The 15,631-nt window shown below is 46.2% G+C and carries 12 protein-coding genes; 10 read left to right on the forward strand and 2 right to left on the reverse strand.

All coding sequences use genetic code 11. The features are described 5' to 3' along the window. Nucleotides 1-9: 9 nt before the first annotated feature. Nucleotides 10-1,023 carry a S1/P1 nuclease gene (locus H8K32_RS12720; protein WP_186912910.1) on the reverse strand — a complete coding sequence of 338 codons (1,014 nt, stop codon included), beginning with the start codon at nucleotides 1,021-1,023 and terminating at the stop codon, nucleotides 10-12. A 273-nt stretch (nucleotides 1,024-1,296) separates the two neighbouring features. On the opposite strand from H8K32_RS12720, the gene H8K32_RS12725 reads away from it, so the two are divergent. Next, nucleotides 1,297-2,985, forward strand: coding sequence for a peptide chain release factor 3 (locus tag H8K32_RS12725; protein ID WP_186912985.1), 1,689 nt, complete (start codon nucleotides 1,297-1,299; stop codon nucleotides 2,983-2,985). Between the two features lie 529 nt (nucleotides 2,986-3,514). Continuing rightward, nucleotides 3,515-3,829 carry a hypothetical protein gene (locus H8K32_RS12730; RefSeq protein ID WP_186912911.1) on the forward strand — a complete coding sequence of 105 codons (315 nt, stop codon included), beginning with the start codon at nucleotides 3,515-3,517 and terminating at the stop codon, nucleotides 3,827-3,829. A gap of 60 nt (nucleotides 3,830-3,889) precedes the next feature. Here H8K32_RS12730 and H8K32_RS12735 read toward each other — a convergent pair whose 3' ends face one another. Continuing rightward, entirely contained in the window at nucleotides 3,890-4,651 is a 762-nt protein-coding gene (locus tag H8K32_RS12735) for a YoaK family protein (RefSeq protein WP_186912912.1), read from the reverse strand. Nucleotides 4,652-5,680: 1,029 nt separating this feature from the next. Between H8K32_RS12735 and H8K32_RS12740 the strand changes: the two genes are divergently transcribed. The 8 genes from H8K32_RS12740 to H8K32_RS12775 all read left to right on the forward strand — a co-directional run bounded on the left by H8K32_RS12740 (nucleotide 5,681) and on the right by H8K32_RS12775 (nucleotide 15,623). Continuing rightward, the gene (locus tag H8K32_RS12740; protein WP_186912913.1) at nucleotides 5,681-8,332 is read left to right on the forward strand and encodes a TonB-dependent receptor; all 2,652 of its coding nucleotides are present in this window, start codon (nucleotides 5,681-5,683) and stop codon (nucleotides 8,330-8,332) included. A gap of 210 nt (nucleotides 8,333-8,542) precedes the next feature. Then, on the forward strand, nucleotides 8,543-9,250 hold the full coding sequence (locus H8K32_RS12745) for a DUF6445 family protein (RefSeq protein WP_222613101.1): 708 nt from the start codon (nucleotides 8,543-8,545) through the stop codon (nucleotides 9,248-9,250). Between the two features lie 244 nt (nucleotides 9,251-9,494). After that, on the forward strand, nucleotides 9,495-10,439 hold the full coding sequence (locus tag H8K32_RS12750) for a glucosamine kinase nucleotide-binding domain-containing protein (protein ID WP_186912914.1): 945 nt from the start codon (nucleotides 9,495-9,497) through the stop codon (nucleotides 10,437-10,439). Nucleotides 10,440-10,454: 15 nt separating this feature from the next. Further along, complete coding sequence (locus H8K32_RS12755; protein ID WP_186912915.1) at nucleotides 10,455-11,189, forward strand: GntR family transcriptional regulator; 735 nt, start codon at nucleotides 10,455-10,457, stop codon at nucleotides 11,187-11,189. Continuing rightward, the gene (gene nagA / locus H8K32_RS12760) at nucleotides 11,186-12,298 is read left to right on the forward strand and encodes an N-acetylglucosamine-6-phosphate deacetylase (protein ID WP_186912916.1); all 1,113 of its coding nucleotides are present in this window, start codon (nucleotides 11,186-11,188) and stop codon (nucleotides 12,296-12,298) included. The genes H8K32_RS12755 and nagA overlap by 4 nt, the downstream gene beginning before the upstream one ends. Then, on the forward strand, nucleotides 12,291-13,301 hold the full coding sequence (locus tag H8K32_RS12765) for an SIS domain-containing protein (protein WP_186912987.1): 1,011 nt from the start codon (nucleotides 12,291-12,293) through the stop codon (nucleotides 13,299-13,301). Before nagA ends, H8K32_RS12765 begins: the two co-directional genes overlap by 8 nt. Before the next feature lie 277 nt (nucleotides 13,302-13,578). Further along, entirely contained in the window at nucleotides 13,579-14,754 is a 1,176-nt protein-coding gene (locus H8K32_RS12770; protein ID WP_246447338.1) for an ABC transporter substrate-binding protein, read from the forward strand. After that, nucleotides 14,751-15,623: a carbohydrate ABC transporter permease gene (locus H8K32_RS12775; protein WP_186912918.1), complete on the forward strand. Its 873-nt coding sequence runs from the start codon at nucleotides 14,751-14,753 to the stop codon at nucleotides 15,621-15,623. The genes H8K32_RS12770 and H8K32_RS12775 overlap by 4 nt, the downstream gene beginning before the upstream one ends. The last annotated feature ends 8 nt before the right edge of the window (nucleotides 15,624-15,631 follow it).

The following is a 15,631-nucleotide window of genomic DNA, read 5'->3' on the forward strand; positions in this document are numbered from 1 at the left end:
TCTTAAAAACTATTCAGGCCAGATGGCTTGTAATATCTGCGCCAGATGGGCGCCAGCACGGGCTAGCGCATCTTCTTTAACATTTTGCATGGTTTTTTCATATTCTAACGGCAAGCCTATAGACCAATTACTACCAAATTGGTTCTGCGTACTTTTGCTAAACTGTGTTCCTGCAAAAATCAGTCTGGCATCGGCAATGGCATCGTCAGCCCATAGCACCGGTAGTTGATCGACAGGTGCACTGGCAAGCGTCAGTGTACGGGCTTTTTTGCTTAACGTCGCATTCATGCGGCCGCGTTTGAATAGCATAGGGACATCATCCCAAAGTGCATGGAAATTTCCGCACGGGCATTGCAATGCGTTGCCACCGACCGTATTGTTGCTTTGGTTGTGTGCAACATCGTCGGGATTGATTATTTGGCCATTCGCATCTAAGAACACGGAACCGACATGTAAAGGTTGATGTATATCGCCGATGTAATGGGTGATGAGTGCTAAAGCTTCTGCCTTGTTTTTGAAATTAAAAGGTGCTGGCGCTGGTTTGTCTTGCAAAACCAGTGCTGCGGCGCGAATTGCGTGAACCACGTCATGATCGCTGGTGCCCACATAACCAGTTTGATAATGGGAGTGTTGCAGGCTCACGTCGGCGTAATGATATTGTTTGTGGCAACTTTCTTCACCTGCAGCTGGATGACAATCATCCGAATTACGCTTTACGTAATCTGCCATCGCAGCGATGCCGTTGGCCGTTTCAAATGGTGCACATTCAGGATAGCGACCAGTTGAGGTATAGGCGAAATCTTTTTCAGGCGAAATACCCTTAACGCAATCCGCCCACACTGACATTTTTTCCAGGGTGTTATTGTCCAACAAGTTTTTGACTTGTGCCCCGGCTTTAGTACCAGTGAGTAAGGTGTCGGCAATCGCTCCGACGGTTTGATGACCATCGGCACCCCAGGCAAAACTGAGTTGCGGTACTGTCGCTGCAGTCAGCATGGAAAGACAAATCAAGAGTTTTTTCATTTGCGTCAGAAAGGGAAAGAAAAATAGGAAAAATAAGCATACTATCTTGTAAAGATGACTAGCATATAGCAAAGCTTGAAAAAATACTCCTCGGAGCATATCGCGCTTCTTTTTTTTGCCGGAATGCGTCATGCCTGCATGAAATTTCCCCGATCTATTGATCAGTCCCCTAATGTGTTTAAGATATTGTTTGACTGTCAATTCGACTTCGGCCGCAATACCAGCTAAACTTGCACGTTTTTCTTCCATTTTGCGGCACCTGCAATGAACACCATGAACGAATCCTCAGGCGAAAGTCCTGAATCAGCGTCTGACTCTGTAGTAGATACAACGCTTGAGTCTGCGAACGCTACTTCGCCATCGAGCGATCTGATCAGCCGCGAAGTGGCGCGCCGTCGTACTTTCGGCATTATTTCCCACCCGGATGCGGGTAAAACCACGCTCACTGAAAAACTGCTGATGTTTTCTGGTGCGATTCAGCTCGCCGGAACGGTCAAGGCGCGTAAGAGTGGTCGCCACGCTACCTCTGACTGGATGGAGATCGAAAAGCAACGCGGTATTTCGGTTGCGTCGTCCGTGATGCAGTTTGAATACCGTGATCACGTCGTTAATCTGCTCGACACGCCAGGTCACCAGGACTTCTCAGAAGATACGTATCGGGTGTTGACGGCAGTGGATTCGGCACTGATGGTGATCGATGCTGCTAAAGGTGTCGAAGAGCAAACGATTAAATTGCTCAATGTTTGCCGTATGCGCAACACACCGATCATTACCTTCGTCAATAAAATGGACCGTGAAACTCGCGATCCTTTGGAATTGCTCGATGAACTGGAATCGGTATTGAAGATTCAATGTGCACCAGTGACCTGGCCGATAGGTATGGGCAAAACGTTCCGTGGTGTGTACCACATTCTGAAAGACGAGATTTTGTTGTTCACGCCTGGTAGCGAACGCGCCGATCAGGAATTTGAAGTGATTAAAGGCATCGATAATCCGCGTCTGGTTGAAATGTTCCCGCTGGAAATTGAACAGCTCAAAATGGAAGTCGAGTTAGTGCATGGTGCTTCTCATCCGTTTAGTCTGGAAGACTTTTTAGCTGGTGTACAAACGCCAGTATTCTTTGGCTCAGCGATTAATAACTTCGGTGTGCGTGAAATTTTAAATGCCTTGCTGGATTGGGCGCCGCCGCCTTGCGGTCGTGATGCGACTGTTCGTACGGTTGAATCACGCGAGTTGCCATTCTCTGGTTTTGTATTCAAAATTCAAGCCAATATGGATCCGGCTCATCGTGACCGCATCGCGTTTTTGCGCGTGTGTTCTGGTCGATTTGAACGCGGTATGAAGCTCAAGCATTTGCGACTCAATCGTGACATCAAAGTGTCATCTGTAGTGACGTTCATGGCGTCCTCCCGCGAGCAAGTAGAAGAAGCCTACGCTGGCGATATCATTGGTTTGCCGAACCACGGCAATATGCAAATCGGTGACAGTTTCTCTGAAGGTGAATTGCTGCAATTTACTGGTATTCCCTATTTTGCACCGGACTTTTTCCGCACTGCACGTATTTTGAATCCGCTGAAAATCAAGCAACTGCAAAAAGGTTTGCAGCAGTTGGGCGAAGAGGGCGCCGTCCAGGTGTTCAAACCAGTCGTGAGTAGCGATCTGGTGTTAGGTGCAGTCGGTGTGTTGCAGTTTGAAGTGGTGGCAAGTCGTCTCAAAAATGAATACGGTGTTGACGCTGTGTTTGAAGGTACGAGTATCAGTAGCGCGCGCTGGATTACTTGCGACGACAAGAAAATGATGGCTGACTTTGAACGCTCTGCCGCCGGCGCCAATATTGCCTATGATGCCGCTGGCAACATGGCATACCTGGCGACTTCTGGTGTCAATCTGAAATTGACGCAAGAGCGTTGGCCTGGCATCACTTTCCATGCGACTCGTGAGCATGCCGCAAAATTGAGTTGATGTATTGTTGCACCCGTAGCTACTACTTTTGTAGGGCGGGTGCAAGCCGCCAACTCGCATCAGGTATTGTAATTCCTACGTGTTTTTAGCAGGAATCCAGTTTCTTTAAGATCTTGCGCATATTACACCGACACTGAACACTCCTGGATTCCAGCCTGCGCTGTAAGCAAAAGCTTGCTATGGATAGCAGTATTTAGGAGCAACTTTTTTCAATGCTAGCCGGATTCAGAAAACATTTCCTTATTCGGAAATTTTTCTTCGATAATCTTTCTTTGCGTACATATCTAAACGCAAGATGAAATAATAAATTTCCTCTCGCGCCTACGCGCCTTACAAGGGTTTTTGTCTTGAAGAGCCGCTCTGTAATTAGCTTTCCTGAAAAAACCCGGCGTCGAATTTCTTTGGTAATATTCCCGTTACTGAGGTTCATAGGAGGACTTGTTTGTCCGGCTTCAGTTGCGAGGTAAGTTCTTCATCCCACACCCATTCTTCTTCTGTTTTTTGTTCGTTGTAAATAAGGAGTATTGTCATGGCACTTTTCTTTATTGAGGCAGTCCGGTTTGACGATAGTGGCGAGCGTGTCGCTAAAGTGCGTTGGGGGCGAAGCAAAGGGGGGCAGGTGATGCCACCCGCAGTCGTTGATCAACTGCAAGAGGCGGATGTATCGGCGGTATGGGAAACGATCACGAACGGCGATGAGGTCGTGACGAAATTTCAGCGTGACAATGCCATTATTCTTGGGCCGAAGGTGGTCGGAATCATGTATGAAGATGGCATGCCAGGGTTAAGTACTGAAGTAGATGTTGTCTACGGTAGTCGACTGACAGACCTGCCGCAATTTTAAGACGTGGTTTTACAAGCACTGCGCCAGTAAATAGTAATTGCTGGCGCAGAGGCTTAAGTTTTATTGGATTTGCTTACTCTGTTTTAATCGCCGTTTCAGATTCGGTGCTAATGATAAAATAATGAGTGCGATCGACAACGGTACAGTGGAGATAAATCCCAGATGTTTAAACGCGGATGCGCCTAAGACTCCACCAATAAAAAACCAGACAACTAACAAGAGATGCAAGCGCAATTTATCCATATTTGCCGCCACTTCTGCCGATGGATGCAACTCATCTTTGTTTTTGTTCCAATATACCAATTTCCCTAGTTCTATCCCTATATCTGTAACTAATCCTGTGACATGTGTCGTCCGGATTTCTGCGTTAGAGATTTTGGTGATCAAGGCATTTTGCAATCCCATCGTGTAACACAGTAATACCGTGGTGAATGAAACGGTAATGACTTCGTGTTGTTGAAGTCTCGTGCCTACCAGTCCAAACATCAGCAGCAACGCTGCTTCAAGAAGCAATACTGGCGTGTAGATATAGCGCAGGTGATTGCGTTTGGCGAAATTCACAATTAATGCAGTACATGCGGCACCAGTCGCAAAACTTAGTAATGAAAACATGGCCGCTATCGCTGGCAATATTCTTCCTAATACCAAATCATCTGTCGCTGCTGCCAACATACCTGTCATATGTGAAGTGTATTGACCAACCGCTAAAAATCCACCGGCATTGAGAGCGCCGGCAATCGCGGCAAGGCTGACACCCAGATGTAGGTTTGTTCGCGCAGAGCGCTTTGGAGAAGTCAGTGCAGACAGGTAGTTGATAGGCATAACGGTGCGCGCATTTTTACGAGTCGGAATTCAAGTGTAGTCGAGATCTTGCCGCAATTGTGCAGTGAAATAATCCGCTTGCTCATAGTGTCTTTGATTTTCGTCAGTGAATTAAGCTTTTCTGGCTCATTGCAAACCCAAACCCCGAAAAACAGGAGCTCCACGCCTTTTATGAATCCCTACTATCCCTACTTTTGCGTGCAGTTCTTTACTGTTTTGTATTGCCAAATAACGTCTTAATACCACTTAGATATGTTTTCTTAATTTTATTCGAAAAAAAATGTTCTCTGATGGAAAGTTTCTGGTTCTGAGGTTGCCGGTTCTTTTACTTTTTTATCTCCGTGTATAAAAAATCCTAGTAATTTTTAACGACAATCTTTCCTGGGAAGTTACTGTCAATTCAGGCGCCAATTTACTGGAAGTTTTGATTTTAAATGGTCGTAAAAATATAGTGTTACTTCATGTGAATCTGATATGCATTAAGTAAATATCTATATGTCATTGTTGGAAAAACTAAACAGACCACTTTATCTTGGTATTTAAAATAAATTAAATATAGTTGTTTAAAAACAGGTGCTTACATCCAATTATTGATCAATATAATTAATACCAATGTCGCTCATGTTAATACCACGTAGATACCGCTTGACAACCACTTTTGCCGTCCTTAAAGTGAGACTCATTCGAAGTTTTTGTCTGATTTTCACTCGCAATATCCAGGTTTGAAATCGACAATTCCGGATGCAAATGGGTGGTGTAATTGCCGAAAACTCTTTTTAAATTGAGGTGAATTTTGCGGTTTGGCTCAATAATTTATTTGTAAAAAAATAATTTTAAAATGATTTTTGGGACGAAGTTATAAGGCAATTTTACAAAACAAGAATATTGCCTCCTTTATTTGTAGTGGCATCTAAGTGGATTTTTTTTGTTGTAAAAAGTTGGTGTTTTTGTGTCGGTGGGGACTTGGCTTTTCATTAAATTGAAGTACTTTAGCTAAAAAATTGTTTAAAAAAATCCTTGGGGGAGTAAATGAAACATAATTCAACATCTGGTTTGACACCTATTGCTTCGGCAGTGGCGCTGCTGGTTCTGAGTGCAACGATGTCAGCGCAAGCACAGCAGGCGCAGCAGCCTGCTGCACAAGAGGTCGTTGTAACGGGCATCCGTGCATCGATGCAAAATGCAGTAAATATTAAGAGAAATTCAAATTCTGTCGTTGACGCCGTCTCTGCAGAAGACATCGGTAAGATGCCAGATACCGACGTTGGTGAATCCTTGGGACGTGTTCCAGGCGTTTCTGTTGGCCGTGCTTTTGGTCAAGGTGCATCTGTTTCTGTGCGCGGCTCTGATCCACAAATGACATACACGACATTGAATGGTCAGACGATTGCTTCTACTGGTTGGTATGACCAGCAATCTATCGATCGTTCATTTAACTACTCCTTGTTGCCTTCAGAGTTGATTGGTGGCATAGAAGTGTACAAATCCTCTCAGGCAGATCTGACTGAAGGTGGTATTGGTGGTACGGTGATTGTTAAAACCCGTAAGCCATTGGATATGCCATCTGGTTCTGCATTTATCGGCGCGAAAATCGGTAAAGGCACTGTCAGCACTGAGTTGGATAAAGATGTGTCTGGTCTTTATAGCTGGAAGAATGAAGCCAATACATTTGGTGTGTTAGTTGGTGGTGCGGTCGAAAATGGTGAATATATTCGCCGTGGTATTGAGTCTGATTCACGCTGGTCTGGTGACGTTGCGCCAACGACCTTCGTGCAAGAGCGTAAGCGTCAAGCGTTTAACTTGAACCTGCAAGCTCGTCCAACCAAAGATCTGGATCTTGGTTTGAATTACTTAAAACTGAAATTGACTGGTGATAACTCGAACACGAGTCAGTACGTTTTCCAAAACACTTACGATCCTGCAGCGAAAACAGGATTCAATAACTGTACATCTTTGAATGCTGCTGGTGTATGTACAAGCAGTACAACAACGGCTGCAACTGCAAACAATGCATTCTTGCAGACTTGGGCGCGTACTGCAGAAATGACGTCTGATAGTTTGAATCTGAATGGTACGTACAAGGGTAACGGCTTTAAACTGGATGCGGTTGCTGGTTCTACCAAGGCAGACGGTGGTACTTCTGAAACAACTAACTACGCTTACTATTCAGGTGATGCGACTGGTCCAAATCTGCCAAAATGGACGGGTAATATCAATGCTACAGGTAAGCAAATTATTATGACACCAAGTTCGCCTCAGGACGTTACTTTGGCGAATTTGCCTGGAAGTATCGGCCCTTCAGGTTCATGGGCAACGTCTAAAGGTCCTAACACCGACAAAGAAAATTATGCGCAAGCTGATTTGTTGCTGAACCTGGACTGGGCTAGTGGTATTTCTTCCTTCAAAACTGGCTTCCGCGTCTCGGATCACACGTTTGAAAAGAGTTCTTACCGTGCTAATTTTGCTGCGACTACCATCAACGCCCCAACTGCAAGTTTGTACAGCGGCACGATTGCGATGGGTCCAAATGGTTGGTCAAATCCAAAACCAAATATTGATGCAATGATGGCTAACACCAATCAAAACATCACTGGCTGGACTTATGATCGTAGCGGTTACGGCAAACTTGAAGAAAAAAATACCGCAATCTACGGTATGTTTAACTTCGAAAAAGAACAGTGGCATGGTAACTTTGGCGCTCGTTATATTAGTACTGATGCTACTGGGACCGGATATGCGTTTAACGGCACGCCATTGGCTGCTGGTGACATTGGCAATAACAATGGCTGGAGTAATAGTCTGACTAGTCAGACGGCAAAATACAACGACGTATTGCCAAGTCTGAATATTGCTTATGACCTCAACAAAAACACGATTTTGCGCTTAGCAGCTTCTCAGGCAGTTACTCGTCCAAATTTTGATAATATGTTCCTGGCGACAGAAACTGGTTATCAGGATAAAACGGCCGGTAATGAAACAATTACTTACGGTAGTGTAGCTCTGAAGCCAATGAAGTCCACACAGTTGGATCTCAGTGTTGAGTACTATTATGGTAAGGGTAACCTGTTGTCTCTGACTTACTTCCACAAAGACATCAATAACTTCATCACTACGCAGACTGCTGTTAATCAAAGTATTGGTGTGGTTAGTCCAGATAGCGGAAAAGATAGCTGGACAGTGAATCGCTACGTCAATGCTGGCGGCGGTAAAATTGATGGTTTGGAAGCGCAAATCAATCATTCATTTGATAATGGTTTCGGTGTTGTTGCCAACTACACGCTGGCAAACGCCACTGCACCAGCAACTAGCTACCAGGATCAGTTGAACGTATTTACGCAGTCTTCCAAGCACAATGTGAACTTGCTCGGTTACTGGGAAAGCCCACAGTACTTTGCTCGTGCTGCCTACAACTGGCGTTCTGAATACATGCTGCGTGAAACTGGTTGGTACGGTAACCGTATGCATGATTCTTATGGCACATTGGATGCAAGTATTGGTTGGAATGTTACTGACAAAATTCGCTTGACGTTGGAAGCAACAAACTTGCTGAAAGCAGACGATGTTCAATATGGTACGGCATCAACCACGACTACAGTAAAAGTGCCTTTGCAAGCTGGCTATCCAGCGTGGTCATTCAAGGGAGAAACAACTTATCGTCTGAGTGTCAGCGCTAAGTTCTGATGTAAGTTTGATGTATAAAAAAGCCCGGTTTATGCCGGGCTTTTTTTGAAACTCATGCCAGATTGATGCATGGATTGTCAAAATATAGTCCCTCCTTTAGTCTGTGATTTTTATGTACGACTGTGTTGATCACTGCGCAAATACGGTGCCAGTGGATCCCTCACATAATGAAGAAATACCGATATTTTCAGATACCTCATCGACGATTATATGGACACTCGTTTTGAAATTAGTATGCCGCCCGTCATTGAGTCAGTGAAGATAGGCGAGCATTATGCCTTGATCATCGATAATTTTTTGCAGGATCCGAAGGCTTTAAAAGAAATTGCCATACAAAGTCAGTTTGAACCTTATCCTGGAGTGCGGGACGGTAAAGGATATCCTGGCGTGCGCGCTAAAGCACCAGAGCAGTATTCGTTCAACCTGACCGAATTACTAGAACCAGTTATTAAAACAAATTTTGATGTGCCAGAGCTATTGGCTATACGCAAAAGTATCTGCATGTTTTCGTTGACGACCACACCAGCAAACGAGTTGGGTCCCTTGCAATGCACGCCACATTTTGATGCTAGTACACCAAATCATATGGCAGTGTTACTTTATCTTTGCGATCAGCAGCATGGAGGGACTGGTTTCTATCGGCATAAGAAGACTGGTCTGCAGCAAATTACTGCTGGCAATCGAGAAAGCTACCTTGACATTTATTACGAAGAAATTAATGCGGAACGACCACAGCAAAGATATTTTGATGAATCGAACTCTCAGTTTACTTTTCTGGGAATGATCCCAGCAAAATTTAACCGGCTGGTGGTTTATCGCGGCAGCTTACTGCATTCTGCGTGCATCAATCCGGCAATTAGTATCAATGCGAATCCAGATTCTGGACGTCTGACGGTGAATACCTTTTACGATTTCTGATGATAAACGGCTCTGGTTTGATTGGAAAGTGGTTGGAGAAATGCGATGCGTTAAACAGTGTTTTTGTTTAATTGGGACATACAAAAAACAAAGAGGTATTTGAGCTTAGTATTATTTCGATACAATACCACTTAAATACCTATTGACAACCACTATAAAAAAACTTTACAGTGAAGTACTTTAGTTTAACAGAACTTCAAACCTACATTGCGTTTCGGAAAATTTGCTCGCTATAAATATATCAATGAATAATTTACACACACCGCAGGCAACTCTGGAAACATCGAACCAGACTAAGAGCGTTGAACAAGCACGCGAGATATGCTATCTGATTGGTGTCGATGGTGGCGGTACTGGCACGCGAGTGGTGTTAGCTGATGAAAGTGGTACTGAGTTGGCGCGCGGTGCTGGCGGACCATCTGGTCTGGTGCATGGGCGGCAAAAAGCGTGGGATTCTATCCTGGTCGCCATCCGTCAAGCATTTCAAGATACCAACCTGGCGATGCCGGAATTATCTGCAATCGCCATCGGTTGCGGCTTGGCTGGTGTGAATAATGTTCAATGGGCTGCTGAGTTTATCGCGCTCAATCCTGGTTTCGCCTTACTCCAGGCGGAAACAGATGCTTATACCACTTTGCTCGGCGCACATCTTGGACAACCAGGTGTGGTTATTGCATTGGGGACGGGTAGTGTTGGTGAAGTGCTGCAAGCGGATGGTCAGCGGCGCGAGGTTGGTGGTTGGGGTTTTCCTGTCAGTGATGAGGCAAGTGGTGCATGGTTGGGCTTGCATGCAGTCAATCACTTGCAACGTACGCTCGATGGCCGTGCTCTTGCGAATCCATTTTCGGCTGCGGTATTAGCGCATTGTGGTGGCAATAAAGATGCCGTTTTTGCGTGGCTCGCCAGTGCTAACCAAACCCGCTATGCCGAATTGGCGCCTATCGTAATTCGTTGTGCCACAGAAGTAGATGTGGCGCGTAACATCATGCTGGCCGCAGGTCGCGAGGTGCAAGCAATGGCGCATGCACTTGACGCTAGCGGACAATTGCCGATCGCCTTGTGTGGTGGTCTGGCCGCGGTGATGGCGCATTATTTACCATTGGAATTGCAACAAAGAGCGCAAAAACCGCAGGGAGATTCAGCGAGCGGTGCTTTGATTTTGATTCAACATTATCTGCAAAAAATATAACAAGAGAGACAAAAAATGCTGACACAACTGGATGATTTTAAACCTGATAACGAGAGCTCTACGCCGCTCTATTTGCAATTGGCAAATAAGCTGGCGAACGGCATCCATAGCGGACAGTGGCAGCCTGACGAGGCACTGCCATCAGAGCGTATGCTGTCCGAGGTTTTGCAGATTTCCCGCGTCACCGCGCGTAAAGCCATTGATATGTTATGTGAGCGTGGTTTGTTGACCCGCAAACATGGCTCTGGCACTTACATTACGCCGAAGTTGGAGCAACCTTTATCCCGTCTGACCAACTTTAGTGAAGAGTTGCGTCAGCGCGGTTTTGTGCCTGGATCGCGCTGGATTTCCCGTGAAACTGGCATTGCATCGCCAGAAGAAATTTTATCTCTGGGCTTGTCGCCAAATACCGTTGTATCTCGTCTGAAGCGTTTGCGTACCGCAGATAACGTGGTGATGGCGATTGAAAGCACCACCGTACCAGCGATGTATATGCCAAACCCAAAATTGGTCACAGATAGTTTGTACGGCTATTTGGAATCACACAATGTCGCGCCGACCCGTGCGTTGCAACATATTCGCGCGGTGAATGCGACACCAGAGCAAGCCCGATTGGCAGATATCAAACAAGGTGCTGCCATGTTGTTCATTACCCGCGTTGGTTACTTACCAAATGGCACCGCCATTGAGCTTTCGCATTCATATTGCCGTAGCGATTACTACGACTTCGTGGCGGAGTTGTTCAGATGAGTGTGAATCAACAATTGCTAGGAAAAATACTCACCCCGGAAGGCTGGGTAAAGGGTGAAATTCAGTTTTCAGAAAAGATTGAAAGCATCGAGGCGAGTGATTTTTCTGCTGAACCAGAGTATTTTATTTTGCCTGGGTTTGTGGATTTGCATGTACACGGTGCAGGCGGCAAAGACACCATGGAAGCCGGAGACGCAGTGCAAGTGATTGCACGTCAACATGCTAAACATGGGACGACCAGTTTGCTGGCGACCACCATGACCGCGCCAATGGCCGATATTGAAGCGGCACTGCGTGCGATACAGCCTGTGATCGAGCAAAGACCTGCTGGCGCAGCAAGAGTGCTTGGCGTGCATCTGGAAGGGCCTTACATTAATCCGGGTAAGCTTGGTGCGCAGCCCGATTTTGCTGATATTGGTTCGCTCGCACAAGTAAAACATCTGGATGCGATTGCGCCGATTAAACTCATCACCGTTGCACCTGAGATGGAAGGGCATTTGCAACTGGTCAGCGAATTGTGTGCGATGGGTATGCAGGTGCAAATTGGTCATACTCTAGGCACGTATGAAGATGGTGTCGCTGCTTTGCAAAATGGTGCTAAGGGCTTTACTCATTTGTACAACGCGATGTCGCGTCTTGATCATCGCGCACCGGGTATGGTTGGTGCAGCTTTAGCGCATGCCGAGTTTTCGGAAATTATTCCTGATTTATTACACGTACATCCTGGTGCAATTAAAGCCGCAATGCGGGCTATTCCTCATTTGTTTTGCGTGACTGATTCTACGGCTGCTTCTGGTATGCCTGATGGGCAATATATGCTCGGTCGTCAGGTGGTGCATAAATGTTTGGGCGGTGTGCGCCTCGAAGATGGCACGTTGGCAGGTAGCACCCTGACCATGGATCAGGCTTTGCGCAATTTGGTCAGTATCGGACTTGATTTGGAAGATGCTTCCAAACGGGTTTCTACTTACGCCGCTGATTACCTCGGATTATCTGAACGTGGCCGTTTGAAAACGGGCGCGTTTGCCGACCTCGTTGTGCTGGATCGTCAGCTCAACCTCATTGCTGTGTATGTAGAAGGAGAAAAGATTGACCTCGCAAATGCTTAAAGAAGCCTGTTCTTCCGCAGAACGTGTCGCTTATCAATTAACCCAGGATCGTGAACGCTATGTTGAGCTTGGTGCTCATCTGCGCGCCAAGCCGCCGACTTCAGTCGTGACTGTTGCGCGCGGTAGTTCTGACCATGCAGCGAATTATGCAGCGTATCTGATCATGCAAAGACTGGGACGCATCGTCGCATCCTTACCGATGTCTTTGGTCACTTTAAACAAAGCACCATTGCTGGCAAAAGATGCATTGGCAATTGCTATTTCCCAATCTGGTCAGAGCCCTGACGTGGTAGAGCCTATCTCCTATTTCAGTCAGGGTGGCGCCACCACGGTAGCACTCGTGAATGACGCAAGCTCGCCTTTAGCCCAAGCAGCACAATGGACTATGCCTTTGCATGCCGGTCCAGAATTGAGTGTTGCTGCCACCAAGAGTTTTATCACTTCGTTGGTCGCTGGTGCTCGTCTCGCAGGTCATTGGCAAAACGACGCGGCATTTTTAGATGCGATCGAACAGTTGCCTGAAGCGCTGACAGCAGCGACTCAATTAGATTGGTCACCTGCATTAGAAGTGCTGACGCCAGCACAACGCATTATGGTGGTGGGGCGTGGTATCAGTTTCCCGGTTGCATTGGAATCGGCATTGAAGTTTAAAGAAACCTCAGTCATTCAAGCAGAAGCATTTAGTGGTGCAGAGATCAAGCATGGTCCTATGGCCTTGATTCATGATGGTTATCCTTTGTTGATCTTCGCAACGCGTGGGCCAGCACAAGATGGTTTGATCAAGCTCGCCGAAGAAATGCGTGGCCGCGGTGCGAATGTATTGTTGGCAGCACCGGATAATATTAAAGAACGTAATCTTACTTTGCCTGTTGCAGCGACTCCTGACCTTGATCCTATCGTGGCGATTCAGGCGTTTTATGTGATGGCGGCTCATTTGTCAGTGGCACGCGGACTTGATCCGGATAAGCCACGTCATCTGAGCAAAGTGACTAAAACCAACTAAACCCAAGTAAACCTGTTCAGGTTGGTGTGAAATTTTTTTAATGTATAAAAATATACTCCCTCTCAGTATTAAAAAATATTCTAATAAAGGTATTGGTTAGATGAACTATTTTTTAAAAAAATGGGGGAGTATATTTAATCTGCGTATTTCTAGCAAAATCCTTTCCTGTCGCAAGCGAGACGGCAGGCTTGTTTTCGCTCAGGTCATCTGCGCCTTTGTTTTGCTATTTTCTTTTCAGGCCTCCGCTTTTGCAGTTCAGAAAATCGAATTCTGGACCATGAGTCTTAAGCCCAAATTTATTCCGTATTTTCATGATCTGGTGCGTGATTATGAGGCTACTCACCCCGGCGTTCAGATCGTCTGGGTGGATTTTCCGTGGGACATCTTGCAGCTCAAATTGATCACTGCCATTGCCGCAGGCAAACCGCCAGCACTGGTTAATCTCAGTGTGCCCTGGGCTGAGGAAATGGCACGCGATGGCTTGCTGGAACCCTTGGATGCGTATTTAACTACGCCGGGGCAAGCGATACCCTACACCGATGCGGCATTAGCAGATTTGCGTTTTAATGGAAAAGTGTATGGCTTTCCCCATTACAGCAACGTTAATGTGATTGCCTATAATCGCCAACTATTGGCCGCAGCGGGAATCACGCAAGCGCCTCAAAATATGGATGAGCTGTTAGCACTGGCTGTCAAGGTGGCCGCCAAAACTGGCAAACCAGGCTATGCACCCGCTTTAGGTAAAATCGATGGATTCATGATGCAGCAAGGTCTGGATTTGATCGTTAATGGCAAGGCGGTTTTTAATTCGCCAGCGCATGTTGCCTTAGTAAAAAAGCTGGCTGCCACCTACAAAGCGAATGGCTTTTTAAAAGATAAGTTGTTCGCTGAAGATAATTTTCCTGCTGTTGTTGATGCTTATCTAGGGGGACGATTAGCGGTCATGGTGAGTGCTCCCACGGCGATCAAACGCATACAAACTGATGCACCTGATATTTATGCCCAAACCGGCATTTTTCCTATGCCAGCAGGCCCCACAGGTATTAACGACGGTGGCTGGATGTTTCACTTCGCGATTCCACAAGGTGTGAAGTCACAAGACATGCCAGCCGTCGCCGAATTTGCACGTTACCTGACCGGTGATCGCAGCCAACTTGCTTTTGCCCGATTAGCTGGCGTCATGCCAACCACGAAGCAAGCCTTAGCCAATCCGTATTTCAAACAATTGCCAGTCAATGCCGGCGCGGCGGAATTAGCATCTGCCGTGGCCGCAAACTCGATGAATTCAGCACGTAGCTTATATGTTGCCGGCATCGATGATTATGATGAATTACGTCGTTTTCTGGTGAAAGCGGTTGAGGCTGGCGTTACCGGAAAAGCCGACATCCAGACTTCCCTCAATGAAGCCGTTGCGATCTGGAATAAGAAATTAGCCAAGGTACACAGGCCATGAGTCATTACCGCCATTCATCTAAATTAGCCTACGCCTTTCTGGCCCCGGCATTGCTGTTACTGGCGGCGTTTTCATTCTGGCCAGTGTTTTACGGTTCGTATTTAAGCTTCACCGATTTTAGTCTGATGCGAACCACGCATTGGGTTGGCCTGGATAATTATCAGGCTTTGTTTAGCAATGATATGTTTTTAACCGGTCTGAAAAATTCGCTGATTTTTTTATTGGTCGTGCCATTTACCCAGATCGGTGCGATCAGTTTGGCGGTGCTGGTCAACAATCAATTGCCTGCGATTCGCTGGTTCCGTGCCGCGTATTATGTACCCGTAGTGACGACCGTTTCTGTGGTGGGCATTATGTGGGGTTTTATGTTTCATGAGCAAGGCACGCTCAATTATGTGCTGTTGCAATTACATTTGATACACACGCCCTTAGGTTGGTTGTCTGATGATGCATTAGCCTTATTTGCCATCATGTTTGTATCGTTTTGGCGCGGTCTGGGTTGGTATATGGTGATGTATCTGGCGGCTTTGCAATCTTTACCTTCAGAGATGCAAGAAGCCGCCATACTCGATGGTGCGAATCGTTGGCAACGTTTCTGGCGTATTACCGTGCCTATGCTATATCCAACCATCATGGTATGCAGCATCATGTCTGTATTAGCGGCATTAAAAGCGTATCAGGAAGTCGATGTGCTAACACAAGGCGGGCCGATGAATTCGACATTTACGGCTCTCTACTATGCGTATGATCAAGGTTTAAAACATTTAAAATTGCCGCGCGGTTTGGCTGCTAGTTTTGTTGTGTCGATTTGCTGTATAGGCATTGCCTTCGTGTGTCTGAAATATCTGAAGCCAAGGCACCGCGAATGAAATTAGCA

Origin of the sequence: Cognatundibacterium jejuense, from assembly GCF_014284255.1 — a bacterium.
Lineage (GTDB): Bacteria > Pseudomonadota > Gammaproteobacteria > Burkholderiales > Burkholderiaceae_D > Undibacterium > Undibacterium jejuense.

What these genes read in the sequence shown, in the direction of transcription:
- H8K32_RS12720 (WP_186912910.1), bottom strand. Translation starts at nt 1,023, where the DNA reads ATGAAAAAACTCTTGATTTGTCTTTCCATGCTGACTGCAGCGACAGTA.
- H8K32_RS12725 (WP_186912985.1), top strand. Translation starts at nt 1,297, where the DNA reads ATGAACGAATCCTCAGGCGAAAGTCCTGAATCAGCGTCTGACTCTGTA.
- H8K32_RS12730 (WP_186912911.1), top strand. Translation starts at nt 3,515, where the DNA reads ATGGCACTTTTCTTTATTGAGGCAGTCCGGTTTGACGATAGTGGCGAG.
- H8K32_RS12735 (WP_186912912.1), bottom strand. Translation starts at nt 4,651, where the DNA reads ATGCCTATCAACTACCTGTCTGCACTGACTTCTCCAAAGCGCTCTGCG.
- H8K32_RS12740 (WP_186912913.1), top strand. Translation starts at nt 5,681, where the DNA reads ATGAAACATAATTCAACATCTGGTTTGACACCTATTGCTTCGGCAGTG.
- H8K32_RS12745 (WP_222613101.1), top strand. Translation starts at nt 8,543, where the DNA reads ATGGACACTCGTTTTGAAATTAGTATGCCGCCCGTCATTGAGTCAGTG.
- H8K32_RS12750 (WP_186912914.1), top strand. Translation starts at nt 9,495, where the DNA reads ATGAATAATTTACACACACCGCAGGCAACTCTGGAAACATCGAACCAG.
- H8K32_RS12755 (WP_186912915.1), top strand. Translation starts at nt 10,455, where the DNA reads ATGCTGACACAACTGGATGATTTTAAACCTGATAACGAGAGCTCTACG.
- nagA (WP_186912916.1), top strand. Translation starts at nt 11,186, where the DNA reads ATGAGTGTGAATCAACAATTGCTAGGAAAAATACTCACCCCGGAAGGC.
- H8K32_RS12765 (WP_186912987.1), top strand. Translation starts at nt 12,291, where the DNA reads ATGCTTAAAGAAGCCTGTTCTTCCGCAGAACGTGTCGCTTATCAATTA.
- H8K32_RS12770 (WP_246447338.1), top strand. Translation starts at nt 13,579, where the DNA reads ATGAGTCTTAAGCCCAAATTTATTCCGTATTTTCATGATCTGGTGCGT.
- H8K32_RS12775 (WP_186912918.1), top strand. Translation starts at nt 14,751, where the DNA reads ATGAGTCATTACCGCCATTCATCTAAATTAGCCTACGCCTTTCTGGCC.